The sequence below is a fragment of the Taibaiella koreensis genome (genome assembly GCF_003545715.1).
GTDB classification, from domain to species: Bacteria; Bacteroidota; Bacteroidia; order Chitinophagales; family Chitinophagaceae; genus Taibaiella; species Taibaiella koreensis.
In genome coordinates this window covers 249428-266995 of record NZ_QVNU01000007.1, presented here as the reverse complement: position 1 = coordinate 266995, position 17568 = coordinate 249428, and the positions used below count along the sequence as shown (strand labels likewise).

The 17568-nt window shown below is 51.5% G+C and carries 16 protein-coding genes; 7 read left to right on the top strand and 9 right to left on the bottom strand.

Going from position 1 to position 17568, the window contains the following annotated elements:
• Nucleotides 1-112: 112 nt before the first annotated feature.
• The 3 genes from DZK30_RS21445 to DZK30_RS21435 form a co-directional block, all read right to left on the bottom strand.
• The gene (locus DZK30_RS21445) at nucleotides 113-679 is read right to left on the bottom strand and encodes a YdeI/OmpD-associated family protein (protein ID WP_118976236.1); all 567 of its coding nucleotides are present in this window, start codon (nucleotides 677-679) and stop codon (nucleotides 113-115) included.
• Between the two features lie 79 nt (nucleotides 680-758).
• Nucleotides 759-1397 carry a chloramphenicol acetyltransferase gene (locus DZK30_RS21440; protein ID WP_118976235.1) on the bottom strand — a complete coding sequence of 213 codons (639 nt, stop codon included), beginning with the start codon at nucleotides 1395-1397 and terminating at the stop codon, nucleotides 759-761.
• Nucleotides 1372-2079, bottom strand: coding sequence for an HAD family hydrolase (locus DZK30_RS21435; protein ID WP_118976234.1), 708 nt, complete (start codon nucleotides 2077-2079; stop codon nucleotides 1372-1374). Before DZK30_RS21435 ends, DZK30_RS21440 begins: the two co-directional genes overlap by 26 nt.
• Nucleotides 2080-2156: 77 nt before the next feature.
• Here DZK30_RS21435 and DZK30_RS21430 point away from each other — a divergent pair, with 77 nt between their 5' ends.
• On the top strand, nucleotides 2157-2723 hold the full coding sequence (locus DZK30_RS21430; RefSeq protein ID WP_118976233.1) for a Crp/Fnr family transcriptional regulator: 567 nt from the start codon (nucleotides 2157-2159) through the stop codon (nucleotides 2721-2723).
• A gap of 6 nt (nucleotides 2724-2729) precedes the next feature.
• On the opposite strand, the gene DZK30_RS21425 is transcribed toward DZK30_RS21430, so the two are convergent.
• Genes DZK30_RS21425 through DZK30_RS21415 form a run of 3 tightly spaced genes read right to left on the bottom strand, consistent with a single transcriptional unit; the run spans nucleotide 2730 to nucleotide 8496 of the window.
• Nucleotides 2730-4115 carry an efflux transporter outer membrane subunit gene (locus tag DZK30_RS21425; protein WP_118976232.1) on the bottom strand — a complete coding sequence of 462 codons (1386 nt, stop codon included), beginning with the start codon at nucleotides 4113-4115 and terminating at the stop codon, nucleotides 2730-2732.
• A 33-nt stretch (nucleotides 4116-4148) separates the two neighbouring features.
• A complete protein-coding gene (locus DZK30_RS21420; RefSeq protein ID WP_118976231.1) occupies nucleotides 4149-7322 on the bottom strand; it encodes an efflux RND transporter permease subunit in 3174 nt (1057 codons plus the stop codon).
• A 7-nt stretch (nucleotides 7323-7329) separates the two neighbouring features.
• Nucleotides 7330-8496: an efflux RND transporter periplasmic adaptor subunit gene (locus DZK30_RS21415; protein WP_118976230.1), complete on the bottom strand. Its 1167-nt coding sequence runs from the start codon at nucleotides 8494-8496 to the stop codon at nucleotides 7330-7332.
• Nucleotides 8497-8649: 153 nt separating this feature from the next.
• On the opposite strand from DZK30_RS21415, the gene DZK30_RS21410 reads away from it, so the two are divergent.
• A complete protein-coding gene (locus tag DZK30_RS21410) occupies nucleotides 8650-9234 on the top strand; it encodes a hypothetical protein (RefSeq protein ID WP_118976229.1) in 585 nt (194 codons plus the stop codon).
• 14 nt (nucleotides 9235-9248) lie between these two features.
• Here DZK30_RS21410 and DZK30_RS21405 read toward each other — a convergent pair whose 3' ends face one another.
• Both DZK30_RS21405 and DZK30_RS21400 read right to left on the bottom strand, forming a co-directional pair.
• Nucleotides 9249-10220, bottom strand: coding sequence for a TolB-like translocation protein (locus DZK30_RS21405; protein ID WP_118976228.1), 972 nt, complete (start codon nucleotides 10218-10220; stop codon nucleotides 9249-9251).
• Nucleotides 10221-10249: 29 nt separating this feature from the next.
• Nucleotides 10250-10900: a hypothetical protein gene (locus tag DZK30_RS21400; RefSeq protein ID WP_118976227.1), complete on the bottom strand. Its 651-nt coding sequence runs from the start codon at nucleotides 10898-10900 to the stop codon at nucleotides 10250-10252.
• A 115-nt stretch (nucleotides 10901-11015) separates the two neighbouring features.
• Here DZK30_RS21400 and DZK30_RS21395 point away from each other — a divergent pair, with 115 nt between their 5' ends.
• Together DZK30_RS21395 and DZK30_RS21390 are read left to right on the top strand one after the other, a co-directional pair.
• The gene (locus tag DZK30_RS21395; RefSeq protein ID WP_118976226.1) at nucleotides 11016-11729 is read left to right on the top strand and encodes a response regulator; all 714 of its coding nucleotides are present in this window, start codon (nucleotides 11016-11018) and stop codon (nucleotides 11727-11729) included.
• Between the two features lie 264 nt (nucleotides 11730-11993).
• The gene (locus tag DZK30_RS21390; RefSeq protein ID WP_118976225.1) at nucleotides 11994-14210 is read left to right on the top strand and encodes a T9SS type A sorting domain-containing protein; all 2217 of its coding nucleotides are present in this window, start codon (nucleotides 11994-11996) and stop codon (nucleotides 14208-14210) included.
• 75 nt (nucleotides 14211-14285) lie between these two features.
• Here the strand turns inward: DZK30_RS21390 and DZK30_RS21385 are convergent, their stop codons facing one another.
• Nucleotides 14286-14729, bottom strand: coding sequence for a GNAT family N-acetyltransferase (locus DZK30_RS21385; protein ID WP_118976375.1), 444 nt, complete (start codon nucleotides 14727-14729; stop codon nucleotides 14286-14288).
• 137 nt (nucleotides 14730-14866) lie between these two features.
• Here DZK30_RS21385 and DZK30_RS21380 point away from each other — a divergent pair, with 137 nt between their 5' ends.
• The 3 genes from DZK30_RS21380 (at nucleotide 14867) to DZK30_RS21365 (ending at nucleotide 17567) form a co-directional block, all read left to right on the top strand.
• Nucleotides 14867-15409 carry a GNAT family N-acetyltransferase gene (locus DZK30_RS21380; RefSeq protein WP_118976374.1) on the top strand — a complete coding sequence of 181 codons (543 nt, stop codon included), beginning with the start codon at nucleotides 14867-14869 and terminating at the stop codon, nucleotides 15407-15409.
• 400 nt (nucleotides 15410-15809) lie between these two features.
• Nucleotides 15810-16190 carry an iron chaperone gene (locus DZK30_RS21370; RefSeq protein WP_118976223.1) on the top strand — a complete coding sequence of 127 codons (381 nt, stop codon included), beginning with the start codon at nucleotides 15810-15812 and terminating at the stop codon, nucleotides 16188-16190.
• 99 nt (nucleotides 16191-16289) lie between these two features.
• Nucleotides 16290-17567 (top strand): Na+/H+ antiporter, encoded by a 1278-nt coding sequence (locus DZK30_RS21365; protein WP_118976222.1) that lies wholly within the window; start codon nucleotides 16290-16292, stop codon nucleotides 17565-17567.
• The last annotated feature ends 1 nt before the right edge of the window (nucleotide 17568 follow it).

Genomic DNA, 17568 nt, shown 5'->3' with positions numbered 1-17568 from the left:
ATATTCCACTTTTACTATGGAGAAAAGGGATATCCCCAAAAAGTGCAAGCCTGTTACATTGAGCGGAGTCGAAATGTAACAGACTTGCATCCTTTTCAGGTAGCATGTACGGCTAATAGTACTTTTCATTCCCGGTGCTTCCGGGCAACAGTTTGTTGGCGCTGGTATAGTCTATGAATTTCTGCAGACGCTTCTCAAAAAGCGCAACGTCTTCCCGCGCCAGCACTATCGAGGCGATACGGATACGCTTATAGGCTTCGGGAAGCTCCTGGAAATAACGCCAGGCTTCTTTATTCTTTTTAATGGCCGTCAGAATATCTTGGGGGAAATGAAAAGGCGCAGCTGCTGCCGCTTCCAGCGCTTCCCGGAAATCGGGATGAACCTGGTCCTGAGCCAAAAGCAGGCTGATCCGCTCGATATTAAGCTGGGAAAACCCACCCTTTTTCTTACGGGGCGTCATCCGAAGCACCGTATGATCGTCATTGAGCACCTTCATCGTACTGTCGATCCAGTTAAAGCATAAAGCCTCTTCGATGATATCATTCATATCGGGCCCCTTCTCCTTTTTGGGGATCGCGAACCATACTTCCTTTTTTTCTTTGTAATGCTGCTGCAGCCATTGTCTCCAGGCTTTGCGCGTTTTGGGGTAAACGATCTCTGTGATATTGATAGCGGCCATAGGTATCCGTTTTATATCGCTAAATATAAGCAGGCTTTTTCAATATACCAGGCGCAGCGGCACATTATAGCAAGCAATATCATCCTGCTTCGTCGAGCAATTGCTGGAAAAGTGTTACAAACTGCCCTACATGATAACCATCCATCAGTCCGTGGTGCCCATGTACCGAAACGGGCATGGTCTTCCTGCCGTTCTCCTCCGACAATTTGCCAAAGGATATTTTGGGGCAGCTATCGGGAAAGCTATAGCAACGGGCATGAGAAAGGCTTGTAAACGAAAGCCAGGGGATCGCCGAAAAATGGATCACATTCTGCCCCGACACGGAGGGTACCAGACCCGTACTGCTTTTCACAGCCTCTGCCTCTCTCAGCGCCGCTTCATAAAAGCGCACCTCATCTTCATTAAAGTCCATGTATGCAAAACCGAAGGTGCCGTCGGGCCGGTTGATCGTAGGCGAGGCATGCACCTGGTCGTAATGAAAGACTTTATCACCGGCAATACGGTAACGGAAGGGCTCGATACGATTGGCTGCTTTAAGCGCACGGTAGAGATAATGCAGGAAAAAAGAGCGCCCCTGCGCCTTCGCCAGGCGATAAGCCGCTGTACAATCTACTGTAACGGTAACGCCAAAGAACGGCTCCTCAAAGCGGGAGAAGAATTGGTAGTGATCCTTTCGTACCCAGGTCTCCAGGTCAATTTCTTGTTTCGTGGTCAACATGATTCAAAATGTCTGTTATCGTGTTCAACTGTAAAAAACGGGGATGATCCAGGTTGCCTTCATAATGCTCATGGGCCCACATCGTATGATAAGGGATATGCGCAGCATAACCATTCAGCTCCAGCACCGGAATTACATCGGCCTTGAGCGAATTACCCATCATCAGGAATTCATCCGGTGTGCAATCAAGGCGCTTCAGCAGCTTGCGGTAGTCGTCGGCCTTCTTATCGCTCATGATCTCGATATGATGAAAATAGTCCAGCAGACCCGATTTCTTAAGCTTGCGTTCCTGATCGAGCAGATCGCCCTTGGTAGCAACTACCAGCCGGTAGCGGCCTTTTAAGGCCTCCAGGACTTCCCTCACCCCATCAAGCAACTCAATGGGATGCTGCAGCATTTCCTGCCCCAGCCGGATGATCTCCGGGATCAGCTTCATATCTGCCGTTCCGCCGGATATATCGTAGACCGCCTCGATCATGCTCAGCATAAAACTCTTGATGCCGTATCCGTAAAGGGGCAGGTTCTTCATTTCGATGCGGAAGAGCTCCTGTGATAAGGTATGGTGCGGCGCATAGTTTTCCAAAAGCGCACAGAATTGTTTTTCCGTTTCCTGAAAATAAGGTTCATTGACCCAAAGCGTATCATCAGCATCGAAAGCGATCACATTAATTTTGTCCTTCACCGTATTTTTGTTTTTTTACGGGGCAAAGCTCTGTAATAAAAGGGCAATTTAAAAGGACATTTGTCCCAGACCATTATATGCTGCATACTAACCCTACTTTTCTATCCTATATCGAGACCCTTTACCGGCAACAAGAGGACCCACCCGACATCGTGCTGAAAACCTTTACACGGGGCGATATGCTGTTGCGCCAGGGAAGCCGTCCGCCCGGTATTTACATCATCAGGCAGGGCGTTACGAAATGCTACTTCAGCGAGGACAATGGGAAAGATTATGTTGTAGCGTTCCTGGGTGCGGGAGAGATCGCCGGTGAGCTTGAACTGATCCGGAATACAACTTGTCTGTGCACGATAGAGGCCCTTACAAGCGTAGAAGCCTATGCTATCCGCAGTCCCTATTTTCGCACCCTGCTCGACAAAGATCCCGTACTGAACCGGATATTGCTGGAAGAACTTGCCGACCGCCTGGTGAATACAGCCAGCAGAGCTTCTTTCCAGCAACTGTATACTATGGAACATGGCCTGAAAAAGTTGCTGGCTTTCCGCGACAGGCAGCATGTCGATTTGAGCAAAGAGGATATGGCTGCATACCTGGGCATTACCTTACGCAGTCTTAACCGGCTGCTTAAGGAGATGCAGCCATAAGAAACATCAACGCCAGCCTCCGCCCAGGCTCCGGTACAACGCCACAACGGCCTGCAATTGCTGCAGCCTGTCGTTGATACTGTTGAGCTCGGCAGCGAGCAGGCTTTGCTCCGAAGTAAGTACATCGGTATAATTGGTATTACTGGTATATTTCAGCAATTCCTTGGTGTATTCCACCGATTTCCGCAAGTTCTCGATCTGGTGGGCCCTGATGCTCATTTTATCTGCAGCCGCCTGGTATTGGTATAAGGCATTCGATACTTCCTGACCGGCATTCAGCACGGCCTTTTTGAAATCGGCCAGGTATTCTTCCTGTTGGGCCTGCGCTATATGCAGGCGCTGCTTGTTGAGCCCGTTATTGAATATCGGCTGCGCCAGTCCGCCAATAATATTGGCGAAAAAAGAGCCCGGATCGAAGAAGCCGGAAAGACTATTGTTGTACAGGCCGGCCTGCGCAGTGATCGAAAGGGTCGGGTAAAAATAGGTCCTCGCAACATTGACCAGCTCGGCGCTGTTCCGCAATTGGTATTCGGCCTCCTGGACATCGGGGCGGTTGGCCAGCAGCTGCGCAGGCACGCCGGTACGCAGGTCGGTAGCAACCACCTCGCCGGACAGGCTATCACGGCTGATGCTGCCCGGGCTGCGACCCAGCAGCAGGCATAGTGCGTTTTCGGTCTGCCGGATGTTTTGCCGGATATCTGGCAACGTTACCTCGACCGAATAACGGTTGGCTTCGCTTTGTACTACAGCCGCTCCGGTCACTACATCGCTTTCCTTAAGCGTCTTCATCGTTTCCACATCCTGTTTCCGGTTCTCTACTGTTTTCAAGGTAAGCGACAGCTGGGCATCATAAGCCATGAGTGCATAATAATCGCTGGCGATATCGGCGATCAGCTGGGTTTGCACGGCACGCCTGTAAGCATCGCTTTGCAGGAATGCCGCCAGTGCCGCTCTTTTCGTGCTGCGTAATTTGCCCCAGATATCCAGCTCCCAGGCCGAAGCCGCATACAGCTGGTACACCTCCGTCCTACCTGCCTGCGCATCGGAAAGATGTTGCTGCGTTGTGCTGGCATTGGCGCTCAGGGAAGGGAAAAAAGCCTGTCTGCTCTGCGCCAGTACGGCATCGGCCTGTTTCATCCGGGCGACAGCTACCTGCAGGTCGAGGTTGTGTTGCAATCCTTCATCGACGAGCAAGCGCAGCTTACCGCTGAACAGTTGACGCCAGGGTACGGCCCCTATCGAAACGGTGTCGCCGGTACGGGTATCGCGGTACAGCGAGTCCGACACGATCTCAGCCGGTCTTTGGTAGGGCCGGGCTATCCTGCAGGCCTGCAGCAGCAGGACCAGCAATGCCACCATATACAAATACCGGTATGTAGTTCCTGTAAACATATCTTTCTTTTACAGCAGCGATCCGTACAAGGCCTACTGCTTGTCCTTTTTATTCGCATCCAGAGGCTTGATCAGCTCCCCGTTCTCATCGTACTGGTTGGTCTTTATTCTTTCCTGCAATCCCTGGAACAAAATATACAAGGCAGGGATCACAAACACACCGAGCAAGGTCCCGAACAGCATACCCCCTATTGCACCTGTGCCTATGGATTGGTCGCCATGCGCACCCACGCCCGAAGCGAAGATGAGCGGCATGAGGCCAAAAACAAATGCCAGCGAAGTCATGAGGATCGGACGTAGCCTGGCTTTGGCGCCTTCTATACCTGACTGTACCAGGGGCATGCCTGCCCTGCGCCGTTCGATGGCAAACTCCACGATCAGGATCGCGTTTTTGGCCAGCAGGCCAATGAGCATGATGATCGAGATCTGTACATAGATATTATTATCCATGCCAAAAAGCTTAGCAAAGACGAAAACACCCGAGAGCCCTACCGGAAGGGAAAGCAGCACGGCAAAAGGTAGGATATAGCTTTCGTAAAGAGCGCTCAGCAACAGGTATACAAATGCCAGCGACAGGATAAAGATATAAATGGTCTGAGAGCCGCTGTTCTGTTCCTCGCGGCTGATGCCTGAATATTCAAAGCTGTAGCCTGCAGGCAGGGAAGCTTCAGCCGTTTCGGAAATCGCTTTGAGCGCCTGGCCGGTACTGTAACCCTGGTTGGGCGAACCGTTCACCGACATCGAGCTGTAGAGGTTGAACCGCGTTACCGTTTCCGGTCCATAGACCCGTTTCAGGGTAATAAATTCTGTAACCGGCGCCATGGTACCGTCGCCGGCCTTTACCATCACATTATTAAGCTGCACCGTACTGGCGCGGTAATTGGTATCGGCCTGCATGATCACCTGGTATTGCTGGCCAAATTCGTTGAAGTCGGATACATAAGAGCTGCCATAGAATACCTGCATCGTGTTGAGGATGTCGGTTACCGAAACGCCGGCATCCTTACATTTCGCTACATTGACGCTAAGCTCGTATTGGGGAAAATTGGGATTGAACGAAGTCGCTGCATACTGGATCTCCGGCCTTTTGCCCAGGGCATCAAGGAAGCCCTGCCCCGTGCGGTAAAAATCGTTGATACTATGTCCGCCACGGTCTTGTATCTGGAAAGTAAAGCCACCACTGGTACCAAAGCCACTGATGGTCGGCTGCGACATGAAAGTGATCTGTGCGCCACGGATATGTGCCGTCTTTTGCTTCAGCTGTTTGATAATATCCTGGTCGCTTACGCCCGGCCGCTGGTCCCAGGGCTTCAGCCGTACGATGACCATGCCATAGGCGCTGCCGCTACCTGCGATAAAGTTCTGCCCGAGGGTACGCATGGTGTTCTGTACCTGCGGCAGGCCGCGGGCAATGCTGTCGATCTGCCGGTCCACTACCTGCACCCGCTCCATGGTCGATGCCGCTGGCAGGCTTACATTGACAAATATGGTGCCCATGTCTTCGCTGGGCACAAAGCTGGAGGGCGTTACCCGCATGAGGAAATAGAAGAGCGTCCCGAACAGTGCGATGATGCCCAGGCCGGTCCACCAGCGCCGTGACAAGGCCTGTATCGCACGCACATATTTTTTGACCAGCGCATCGTAAGCAGTATTGAACGCTATACCGAAACGTTGCATTAAGGTTTTTCGTTCGCGGCCTTCACCATGATCGGGCGGTTTGAGGAACATAGCCGCCAGCGCGGGACTGAGCGTAAGCGCATTGACGGCCGACAGCATGATCGCAATGGCCAGCGTGATGCCGAATTGCTTGTAAAATACCCCGGCAGAGCCGGAGATAAAGGTTACGGGAAGGAACACCGAGGCCATGACAAGCGTAATCGACACAATGGCGCCGGAGATCTCTCCCATGGCATCGACGGCTGCCTTGCGGGGCGAGGTATAGCCGCTTTCCAGCTTGGCATGCACCGCTTCGACCACCACGATGGCGTCATCTACCACGATGCCGATGGCCAGCACCAGCGCAAAGAGCGTGAGCAGGTTAATGCTGAAGCCGAAGAGATAGAGAAAGAAAAAGGTGCCGGTAATGGCCACCGGAACAGATATGCCATGGATGATAGTCGAACGGAGATCCTGCAGGAAGATCAGGATTACCAGGAACACGAGAATAAAGCACTCGATAAGGGTGTGCACGACCTTGCTGATAGAAGCATCCAGGAACTGGTTGATGTCGACAAGGTAGGTGAATTTGACCCCGTCGGGAAAAGATTTAGCCGCCTGCTCCATCACCTTCTTGGCATTGACGATTACATCGCGGGCATTGGAGCCCGGTGTCTGGCTGATCGAAATGCCTACCGACTGCTTGCCGTCGGTAGCCGTAGAGCCGGTATAGGTTTGCGCGCCCAACTCGATGCGGGCCACATCCTTTAGCCGCAGGTATTGCCCGTTGCCGGTAGCTTTGATAATGATATTACCGAACTGTGCCGGTGTCATGAGCGTACCGGTATAGGTAATTACATATTGAAAGGTCTGGTTGTCGTTTTCTCCGAATTTGCCCGGCGCAGCCTGAACGTTCTGCTCGTTGAGCGCGTTGGAAATATCGGTCGGTGTAACGCTGTAAATGGCCATCACATCAGGCTTCAGCCATATACGCATCGCATAGGTCATGGCCGACCCGAATACATTGGCCGCACCTACACCGTTAACACGTTGCAGCTGGGGGATTACGTTGATGGCCGCATAGTTCTGCAGGAAGGTTTGGTCATAGTCGGGCTTATCGCTGTACATGGAAATGATGAGCAGGTTACTGCTTTGCTGCTTGCGCACCGTTACGCCGGTCTTGACCACCACACCTGGCAATTTGCTTTGCGCGGCCGAAATGCGGTTCTGCACATCGACGGCAGCCTGGTCGGGGTCGCGGCCCACATCGAAGAATACGCTGATGCTGGCCGAGCCGGTATTGGTAGCACTGGACGTCATGTAGGTCATGCCTTCTACCCCATTGATCTGCTGCTCCAGGGGCACGATCACGCTTTGCAGCACGGTATTGGCATTGGCTCCCGCATAGGTGGCCGATACCTGCACCGTAGGCGGCGAAATATTGGGATACTGTTCTATGGGCAACTTGACGAGGCCCAGTATGCCCAGCAGCACGATCAGCACCGAGATCACGGTGCTGAGCACCGGCCGTTCTATGAATCGCTTCAGCATAGATTATCTATTGAGATGCCGTATCGTGCACCTGGTAGAGACTGTCTGTATTCACCGGCAGTGGCTTTACCGCCGTACCGTCCTTAAGATTAAAGCCGTTGAGCACAATACGGTCTCCCCTCACAAGCCCGCTGCGGACGATGAGGAACTGGCCGTCCCCGGTAGGCGCCGATTCGACTGCTGTGCTCAGTACTTTGCCCTCAGTGGTCAGTTTATATACAAAAACCTTGTTTTGCAGCTCATAGGTAGCGCTTTGCGGGATCAGCAGCGCGGTATCGTCCTGCCTTGGAATACGTACAGTGGCGCTGGCCCCACTGCGGATCAGTCCCTGGGGATTGGGAAAGGTAGCTTTAAAAGTCGCCGTACCGGTAGTGGTAGTGATCAATCCGCTGGCCGATTCCAGCCGTCCCTTTTCGCCATAGGGACTACCGTCGGCCAGCAGCAATTCAACAGGCGGAAGGCGCTGCAGCTTTTCATCAATGGTATTGCCTGGTATATGGGCCGACAAGCCCAGGAGCTGTTTTTCGTTCAGGGAAAAGTAGGCAAACACATTGCCCGTATTGGATAAGGTGGTGAGCGGATTGGTGGTCGTGCTGTTGACCAGGGCGCCTATCTTATACGGGATGAGGCCAATGACGCCGCTTTGCGGGCTCCGGATAAAGGTATAACCGATATTGGTCTGCGCATTGGCCAGCGTCGCCTGGGCCTGGGCAAGGGCTGCTTCTTTGGATTGTAAAGTATATTGCGCCGATTGGAGCTCGTACTTGCTCACGATGTCCTTCTGCACCAGAGGACGTACCTTTTCCACATCCATCTTTGCCGCATTCACGTCGGCCTCGGCGATCTTGATTGCCGCCCTGGCTGTGATCGCTGCCTGCTCATACTGCGGATTACTGATCTTGAACAGCAATTGTCCTTTGGTTACCGTGGCGCCCTCGGGCACATGGATCTCCTCCAGGTAACCGTCGACCATGGGCCTTATCTCGACCACCTGCTGGCCCTGTACCGTGGCGGGAAAATCCCTGTAGGTAGTGGCCGGACGTGGCTGTAAAGTCAATACAGCATAGCCCTGCGGCGCATTATCTTTTCCTCCTTTTTCTTTGTTGCTATGGCAGGATAAAAGCAGCAACGGCGCGATGGCGCAGAATAATCGTTTATCTGATAAATGGAGCATAGCAGAAGGAGCCGTTATCAGTAGCCTGAACAAATATACTGGCTTTCTATATGCATGTTCCTTCCCGGGCCTCCCTTAAGCAAAAAATTATTTGTTAATATATTTGAATAATAAAGCCGTAGCAAAGGAAGCTTCCGGATATTTGTATCCAGCATGAAGAACAAGCACCGCTTTATATCCGCCATTATTTTGCTGGCAGCAGTACTGCCCGTTATAGTATGGGGCCAGAACCGGAAAGCAGAAGTGATCCGGGCCTCCCTGATACCCAAAGATGGCTTTCCTTTCAGCAAGGAATGGGCTTATCCCTGGTATATCAGCAAAGATGACAACGGCCATTTTGAACACGCCATGGGAGAACCCATTAAGGCTGATGACACCGCACACCTTTACTTTACGGCCAGCTGCGAAACCAATATACAAGGGGTTTATAACTTCCGTTATTGCTATGCTTCGATGGACCGCGATACCCTGAAGCTCTTGTTTGAAGACGGTCTGCCGGCTTATGCCAGCTCTTTTGAAGTAAAAGTGTACAAGAAAAATTTTGAAGTGATTCCTCACCTGGTCTATCCTTCGCAGGAAAAAGCGACGCCGGGAAAAGTGCTGGATCAGGCTTTGACTTTAAGCGTCAATGGCTATGGTGCCGGCGGCTATATCTCGTACGAATTCCAGATTGCCGGGCACGAGGAAACGTATTACCTAAGGGGCTTTTTCAACACACCTATGGCCGGTAGACATTAGGCGCCCCACCGTATTCAACGCCATTCCATCAGGTAATCGCATAGTTCCTGTGTACTTTCACTGTTCTTTAGCCTTATAGGAATGACATGGTTATCGGCGCCATCATCTACATTATAAAGCTGTCCGTCGGCAGGAATAATGGCCAGCTTCCAGCGGTTAATGGCGTTTTCCTCACCTACATAGTCGGTGCCGATAAGCAGGTAGCGGCCATCCGGCGAAAAAACGGGATAGCCTTCCACATCGGTGCTCGTGGTCACCTGCTTCAGATTGCTGCCATCTGCCTGCATGAGCCAGATATGCTTGCCACCGGCAAAGGCAATAAGCGTGCCGTCGTTGCTGGCCGTAACATGATTCCAATCGTTAAAGTCAAGCGTCCTCACCACATCGCCATAAGTGTAGGTGTTGTTAAGCCTGTAGATAATATTACCTACTGTACACAGAATACTATTGTCCGGCATCCAGCAGATATGGCCTTTGATCTTCTGGCCACCGATGGTAACCACCTCGTGCAACAGCTGCCCTTGCCGGTTCAGGATGAGCAGGCCACGATCAAAAGTAGGCGGTACGGCGATCAGGTCTTTTCCCGGCGATAGCAATGGCTCCGTAAAGCTGCTCAGTGTGGTGCCCTGCTTCTTGAATTGCGAGAGTGTCTGGCCTGTATTCCGGTCGATAATGCGGTATAGCTCACCGTCATAATCGTTGGGGTCCTGCACCGACTGCAGCATAATGCTGCCGTCCCGGCTGATATCCCAGGCATGGCGATCGGGATCGTATTGCAGCGCTTTTGACCGCACACTACCCGCCAGGTCAAGCTGGTAAGTAACCGCCAGGCTATTCAGCTCCGACCAGTCGTAATAAATGCTGCCGGAGCCCAATGCAGCTGTGCTGTTGCCGTCGGGCGTATTGGCGTTGTCCTTTTTACTGCAGGATGACATACCACACAAGCCCGCCAACAGGAGCAAAACAGAGAAAAATGTTTTCATCATGTATTGTTTATCTCAAGATTTTACAAAAATCAGGGTAGCTGAATGGCCCTGAAATAATCGGCCTGCAAGGTGGTGCTGGCACTTACCAGGAAGCCGCAGACATCCAACTTGTCGCCATTAGCAGGCATAGAATAGACTTCCGTACCATTGATAAGAAAATGCATGGTGCCGTCGCGCTCCTCCACCCGTAACACATTGAAATCGCCTTTGACGATGGCAGCGCTTAAGGTGCTGCCTGAGATACCGACATATGCGCCATCAGCGCCGTATTTTCCTACGATAAAGACACCGTTATCTTTCACCTCGAATGTTCGCGCATTAACACCGTTAGCCGAAGCATTGTCATTCCAGCGGAGGCCGCCATAGGTGCCTGCTCCAGGCTTTACTTTTGCTTCTATAGCTGTATTGCCATTGATGCCGGCGAATAAAGATGAAGTGTAGAAAAAACTGACAAACTGTGTCTGCTTGTTCGTCATAGTATAGATACCGTTTTGCATGGCCCCGGCCCCTGTAGCATCTTCGCCCACGTAGAAGAACCCGTCTGGCTGGTCGAAATCCGTTTGGTAGATTATTTTTTCTCCCGGGGCCGTATCATTTTTTTTACTACAGCTGGTCGCTCCCATCAAGCCGGCCAACAGAATAAGGAAACTGCCTGTCTTTGCGAATACACTTGTTCTCATAGGTCTGATTTTTACCAAAGTTCTGTGACCGGGATACACCAAACAATCGGCAGAATTCCTGATTTTTATACCTCCATGTAAACCCTGAGAAAAATTCAGGGAATACCCCCATTCAATGAAAAAGAAATATCGGCAACTTTGTGGTAGCGACCAGATGAATACCAGCACCTATAGAAGAAAAACCATAATCATGACACCAGCCACTACCAGTATACCGGTCATCATTGTTGAAGATCATGCCATCTTCGTTGAAGGTCTTTGCAGCATCCTGAAACAGGTAGAAGATATTGTTGTCGCAGGCACTTTTACCGAAGGCAGAGCAGCGCTTGAATTTTTACAACAGCAACCTGCAGCCATCGTATTCCTGGATATCAGCCTGCCCGAGATGTCGGGGATCGACGTCTGCAAAGCCATTAAGGCCCTGAACAAGGAGATCAAGGTGATCGCCCTTACCAACCATACGGAGAAAAGCGTGATCATCGATATGCTGCAGAGTGGCGCCGATGGTTACCTGTTGAAGAATACGTCCAGAAACGACCTGGTAACAGCAATCTACCAGGTGCTGAACGATCAGTTCCTGATGAATCCGGAGCTACAGCAGATCCTCTTTTCCCCGGGAAAGAAGCCCAAAAAGGCGCCTCGTCTTACCCGGCGGGAGCAGGAGATACTACAGCTGGTGGGAGAAGGCGCCACTACTGCAGCTATTGCCCGGCAGCTTTTCATCAGCCCTCAGACCGTGGAGACCCACCGGCACAACCTGATGCAAAAATTTGAGGTCAGCAACTCTCCTTCGCTTATCAAGAAGGCCATTGAGTACGGCATGCTGTGAGCGGATCAGCCTATTTGCTTCTAAAAAGAAGAATACTCATATAAACATCCGGCAGTCCCTTATCGAGGGGGGCTGCCAGAATGATTTTGTTTAAGCCGTACCGCAACGATCTTATATTCCTTACTTTCCAGCCGGCTCATTTTTATAGCAAAAAATAACAAGCCACAAAATACCTGTAAGCCGGTATTTTATAGGCCATAGCAGCAGAGTAACTTTGGCGTAACCAATAATCAATATTTGCAAATCCCCAAATTAAGACAGGACATGATGAAAACAAGAATTTTACTTGCGCTGCTCCTGCTTGGATGCAGCCTCCCCGGATTACAAGCTCAGCAATGGTTCCGTTACACCAAATTCCCGGTCAATATCGTACCCAAAGATGTGACGATCAATAATGCCGGCACCTTGTTCCTGCTGACAAAAAGCAATAAGGTGTTCTATAAACCGCTTAACGGCGATTGGAAAGAAATACCCGGCCCACTGCCCGACAGCTCTTACTGGGGCACACCCGCCATTGCCGTGGAGAAAGCTTCTGACCGGCTTTACGTGGGTACCGATGTCTATCCCGGCGGTCTGTATGCTACATCGGACCTGGGCCGGACCTGGAGCAACTTCTTTATTGAAACAGGCTCCACCACCGGCTTACATGAGAACTACCGGTGCTTTACCGGCATCGATAATCCCGATCTGTTTTTTGCCGGCACGGTAGGTGGTGTCATCAAACTCACACACAGGGGCACTTCCGGGCATATCAGTACTTTCAGTAGTCCCTTTACCGCTACACCTGAAGCAATCCACTATACCCGTAACCATAAACTACTGATCGGCAGCTTTAACGAAGGCATATGGCTATCGGCCGATGATGCGGCAAGCATCATCCACACCAACTTCGGCACCAAACAGGTATATTGCTTTACGGAAGATCCGAACGGAAGGGTTTACGCCTTATGCCGCGACCTGGTTAATAACAGCACCCAGATCCTTTACTCCGACGCCTATATGGATTGGAATGTGATCAATGTTCCCAATAGCACGGAAGATTATACAAGCCTGTATTGTGACAGTGCAACAGCCAGCTTATGGCTGGGCGGCGCATCAGGCCTATACCAGACCAGCCTGAGCACTATATCCTGGCAGAGCGCCAATTTGAACAACGGCGTCCATAATGTAGTTGAAGTGACCGGCGACAAAAATGGCATCTACGACTTCAGTAATCAGTATATAGCACAAAAGCGGAACAATGCCGCTACGGCATGGGTTCCGATCGTTGAAGGACTAACAGGTGATATTGATAATATGTTTTTCAGTGCCGGCAATAAGCTGTTTTCCTACAAATACCTGTATTCCGAAACACTGGGATCGCTCGCACCGCCTGCCGGTACGCCACCGGCGCTCGGCAACTGGCGCCTGGGACCGGTGGGACCAGTAGGTTCCAATATTCAATTTGTTTGCGACGATAAACAGCACCCAGGTGTCCTGTATGGCTTTACGAGCCAGAAGAAGCTGTATCGCTCCGAAGATGACGGCGCCAGCTTTACCCAGGCGACGCTTCCTCCCGGCATAGATGCGCCCGGTACAATGGTTACCTTCTTGTTTTCGGGCCAGCAGGGTGGCTTATTCCTTTCCGGGGGATTCGGTTCCGACCCGGATCTCGGCAGCAAACTCTTCGCTTCTTTTGACAAAGGCAATACCTGGAATGAGACCGGCTTTTTCAGTTCGGCCGGTGTCGTTGCCGCTTCCCAGGATGCAACGGGACGCCTGTTTGCAATGGTGATCATCGATACGACACTTAACGCCAATTTGTACACTTCTGCCGATACTGGTCATAGCTGGAGCCTTGTGATGGAAGACGTATTGCCCTTTAGCAACCGTACGCTGGTCTCCTATGGCAACCGTACTTTCCTTTATTCCGATTGGGAGCTGTTTGAGATCAACCCGGCTAATGCAACACCCAATACACCCATTGCTCTTCCCTGGCCAACGGGCACTTCGGGCAGAGAGCTCCGCAATTTCACCGTAAGCCGGACCGGAACGATGTATCTCTTTAACGATGGGCTTTTCCGCACTTCCGACAACGGCCTCAGCTGGCAGGACCTGGGCAAGCCCGACATCGCAATGGACGATCACCTGAGCACATTTTCCCTCCAGATCGCTTTCGACAGCATTCCTTTTATTCTTCCCTGGCCGGTAGGCGCTGCGAACAAGGGTATCTACTATTGGCGCACGTCTCCATTTCTCAGTATTCGTAATGTGAGCAAAGAACACAATCTTGTAGTCTTCCCCAACCCGGCTGCCTATACCTTACAGGTGAAGACGGACTACAGGGGAGCCCTTTCCCTGCTCAACGTGGTGGGGCAGCAGCTCGGCAAATACCAGGTAAAAAAGGAGGACACAGAGATCAACCTTGCCGGGATGGCATCGGGCATCTATTTCCTGCGGCTTGAAGAAACGGGACAGACCATAAAGTTTGTCAAGCGTTAAAACAACTATCCTATACGAATAAACAAGCGGGCCCAGTTCATCACAGAGCCCGCTTGTTTATTCATCAAAAAATGGCTATTCAGCCGCCATAACCATGTGATAGAGATTGTAACCCGGCGCCCAATAATCGGTTACTATTTCCTGTGTCCGGAAACCGAAGCGCTCGTAAAAACGAAATGCCAGTTGCGAGGTTCTCACAACGATCGTCGTTACGGTTGGGATCTTTTTTATTTCCTGTAACCGGAAACGGACGAGTGCGCTGCCCCAGCCTTTTCCCTGTCCTTCAGGCTGAACCATATCCCAGGAGATCCTGGCGATAGCGCCTTCTTCCCAAAGATTAAAACCACCGCAAGCTACAAGGCGCCCGCCATCTTCCAATACAAAATAATGCTCCGCATCCCGTTGCAGGTAAAGTACAAGGTCCTGTTCTTCTTCGGGGGCAAAATAATCGGGTGTATTGCTCCGCAACAGCGCCAGCACTGCTTCCCCGTCTGTATCCTGGTACGCTCTTATATTCATACCGGCAAAGGTAACCATCTTACCAAAGCGCAGTCACACCGGTTCACAACTTAGCCAACCCTGTTTCCGTGCAGCCGATCGCTGCAAACGAAATGGCCACCGGTAAGGGATCGCAAAATATCCCGATATTTGTTGGCATGACAGCCAACAACCAGGATAAGATCATCATCCGGGCCTTAGGCCTGCAGGAGATCGACCGGATACAGGAGATCGACCGCTCAGAAGAGATCACAGAAAGCTACCGTCTGCTGAACGGAAGCCTGCAGCTAATGGCCACGCCTGAGTCCGTTTCCGGATTTGAGCAGGAAGAATTGGAAGGGATCATCAAAAGGCAAAAAGAGCTTTTACACCGTGGCGGTTCGGTGCTGGGCGCTTTTGACGGAGCTACCTTAGCCGGCGTGGCTTCGGTCGAACGGAAGATCATAGCACCGGCATGGTGCAAAATGGATATCCTCTATGTCAGTCGCGCCTACCGGAAACAACAGCTGGGTGTACGGTTGTTGCTGGCCTGCAAAGAGCTGGCCGGGAGCTATGGCGCCGGGGGGCTGTATATTTCCGCAACACCGACGCGCGGTACCGTTGACTTTTACCTGCGTCAGGGCGGTAGGATACTCGACACACCCGATCCGGAATTATTGCGCATGGAGCCGGATGATATCCATATCGTGCTGGCACTTTAAGTTAAATTTCTGACTATCCGGATATAGGAAACCAGCTAAAATAGTAGCAATAAAGAAATGATCCTTTAGGTCAATTATTAAAACGTTGATTTATGACCCTATGCCAGGCAATGCTGTATTAAAGTTGCTATCTGTTTTTAAGCCCGGGTGCGCCAGCCACAAAAAAACAGCGGAGCATTGTTTTTTTGCCGCCTTTTTTCTTTCTTTTTTGGCGGAGCAACTTTTCTCATGAGCGCCATAACAAGCAATGAACATAGATGCGAATAAAAAAGAAAAGATAGTAACACCAAACAAAAAGAGGGGTAAAGCAAAGCGTCCCAGCTGATATATATAGACGTGCAAAACTTTGTTTCCTTTATCCGGATAGTCAATATTAAATTTACCTGAATTGAAGCAACCCATGGCCACAAAACCCGAAACGATCGACGAATATATTGCCGGCTTCCCGGAGGCTGTGCAGGCAATCCTGCAAAAGATACGCGCCACCATCATGAGAGCCTTGCCAGAAGCCGAAGAGACGATCAGCTATGCCATACCCGCCTTTAAGCTGGAGCATGGCTTTATTTATTTTGCCGGCTATAAACACCACGTTAGTATCTATCCGGCGCCTAGGGAGCACGAGGCTTTCAAAGCGGCGCTGGCAGGCTATAAAGGGGGAAAGGGAACCGTACAGTTCCCGCTGGACCAGCCGGTACCCTACCCGCTCATCGCCCGGATAGCAACATTCCGGATGCAAGCGGCGAGAGAGAAAGCGGCACATAAAAAGGCTACCAAGGCATAACAGCCGTATCCCATGAAGCGGATCCCGGTGTCTCTGCATAAAATTTTTTCCCGATCACCTGCGTCAATGCCATTGCAGCCAACTAAATAGTATCAACCTATGGAAAACTACAGCGTCGTGCTGATCATACTGGCCGTGATGCTGGGCCTTTCGGCTGTAGCGGAGAAGATCAGGTTGCCCTATCCCGTGCTGCTGATCGTGGCCGGCATCGCCATCGGCTTCGTTCCTTCCCTTCCCGGCGTCAACATTGATCCCGAGGTGATCTTCCTCATTTTCCTGCCGCCATTGCTGTACGATGCAGCGTTCAATATCCCCTTCCAGGAGTTCAGGACGCATATCAATACGATCGGCACCCTGGCGGTATCACTGGTATTCCTGACCGCCGGCGGCATTGCCGTAGTCGCCCGGTATATGATACCCGGCATGAGCTGGCCCTTATCCTTTGTATTGGGCGCAATCCTGTCGGCCACCGATGCCGTTGCGGCGCTCAGCGTAACCAAGGGACTTAAGCTGTCGCATAAGACCAGCGTGATCCTCGAAGGAGAAAGCCTGGTCAATGATGCTTCTGCTCTTGTCGCCTATCGTTTTGCTGTGGCTGCTGTTACCGGCTCCGCCTTCATATTCTGGAAGGCATCGCTGCAGTTCCTTTTGCTGATGGCCGGCGGTTTCCTTATCGGTGTTATTATGGGAAAGCTGCTGGGGCGCATTCTATGGTGGGTAAGAAAAAATACACTGGTCACCATCAGCTTTATGCTGCTGATGCCCTTTATTACCTACCAGATAGCCGAAGAGCTGCATGTATCGGGTGTGATCGCGGTGGTAATCCTGGGGCTGAGCATTGCGCGCTTCAGCAGGAAGGTATTTCCCGAGCCGCTGAAGCAGCAATCGAAATCTTTCTGGGACATTATCATCTTTATCCTGAACGGTCTGATCTTTATCCTCATCGGGCTTCAGTTCCCTTATGTATTGCATACTATTGACCGGGCACAGATCATTCCCTATATCGGCTATGCCTTCGCGATCACCGTCGTAGCGCTGCTCCTGCGTATGGCCAGGGTCTTCCTGCAGCAGATCAACCTGCAAAGGGCCTTCAACAGCAAACGCGGCCGTATTTCCGAACATGCCCTGCTCGACTTTGCCACCAGCCTTATCGTCACCTGGTCGGGCATGCGGGGTATTGTCTCACTCGCTACTGCTATCGCCTTGCCCCTCACCCTCAAAGATGGCAGCCCTTTCCCTCAACGCAGCCCTATCATCTTTATCTCCGTAGCCGTTGTTCTCTTCACCATTATCGGTCAGGGCATCACCCTGCCCTGGATCGTGAAACGGCTGAAACAACGGGAGGCAGCCCCAGAGAAGAGCCCGGCGGTAGACTAAT

Excerpts from the sequence above, each read along its gene's own strand:
- DZK30_RS21395 (WP_118976226.1), top strand. The coding sequence starts at position 11,016 with ATGAAAAAGAAATATCGGCAACTTTGTGGTAGCGACCAGATGAATACC.
- DZK30_RS21380 (WP_118976374.1), top strand. The coding sequence starts at position 14,867 with ATGACAGCCAACAACCAGGATAAGATCATCATCCGGGCCTTAGGCCTG.
- DZK30_RS21420 (WP_118976231.1), bottom strand. The coding sequence starts at position 7,322 with ATGCTGAAGCGATTCATAGAACGGCCGGTGCTCAGCACCGTGATCTCG.
- DZK30_RS21415 (WP_118976230.1), bottom strand. The coding sequence starts at position 8,496 with ATGCTCCATTTATCAGATAAACGATTATTCTGCGCCATCGCGCCGTTG.
- DZK30_RS21410 (WP_118976229.1), top strand. The coding sequence starts at position 8,650 with ATGAAGAACAAGCACCGCTTTATATCCGCCATTATTTTGCTGGCAGCA.
- DZK30_RS21430 (WP_118976233.1), top strand. The coding sequence starts at position 2,157 with ATGCTGCATACTAACCCTACTTTTCTATCCTATATCGAGACCCTTTAC.
- DZK30_RS21425 (WP_118976232.1), bottom strand. The coding sequence starts at position 4,115 with ATGTTTACAGGAACTACATACCGGTATTTGTATATGGTGGCATTGCTG.
- DZK30_RS21405 (WP_118976228.1), bottom strand. The coding sequence starts at position 10,220 with ATGATGAAAACATTTTTCTCTGTTTTGCTCCTGTTGGCGGGCTTGTGT.
- DZK30_RS21370 (WP_118976223.1), top strand. The coding sequence starts at position 15,810 with ATGGCCACAAAACCCGAAACGATCGACGAATATATTGCCGGCTTCCCG.
- DZK30_RS21400 (WP_118976227.1), bottom strand. The coding sequence starts at position 10,900 with ATGAGAACAAGTGTATTCGCAAAGACAGGCAGTTTCCTTATTCTGTTG.
- DZK30_RS21440 (WP_118976235.1), bottom strand. The coding sequence starts at position 1,397 with ATGTTGACCACGAAACAAGAAATTGACCTGGAGACCTGGGTACGAAAG.
- DZK30_RS21445 (WP_118976236.1), bottom strand. The coding sequence starts at position 679 with ATGGCCGCTATCAATATCACAGAGATCGTTTACCCCAAAACGCGCAAA.
- DZK30_RS21385 (WP_118976375.1), bottom strand. The coding sequence starts at position 14,729 with ATGAATATAAGAGCGTACCAGGATACAGACGGGGAAGCAGTGCTGGCG.
- DZK30_RS21365 (WP_118976222.1), top strand. The coding sequence starts at position 16,290 with ATGGAAAACTACAGCGTCGTGCTGATCATACTGGCCGTGATGCTGGGC.
- DZK30_RS21390 (WP_118976225.1), top strand. The coding sequence starts at position 11,994 with ATGATGAAAACAAGAATTTTACTTGCGCTGCTCCTGCTTGGATGCAGC.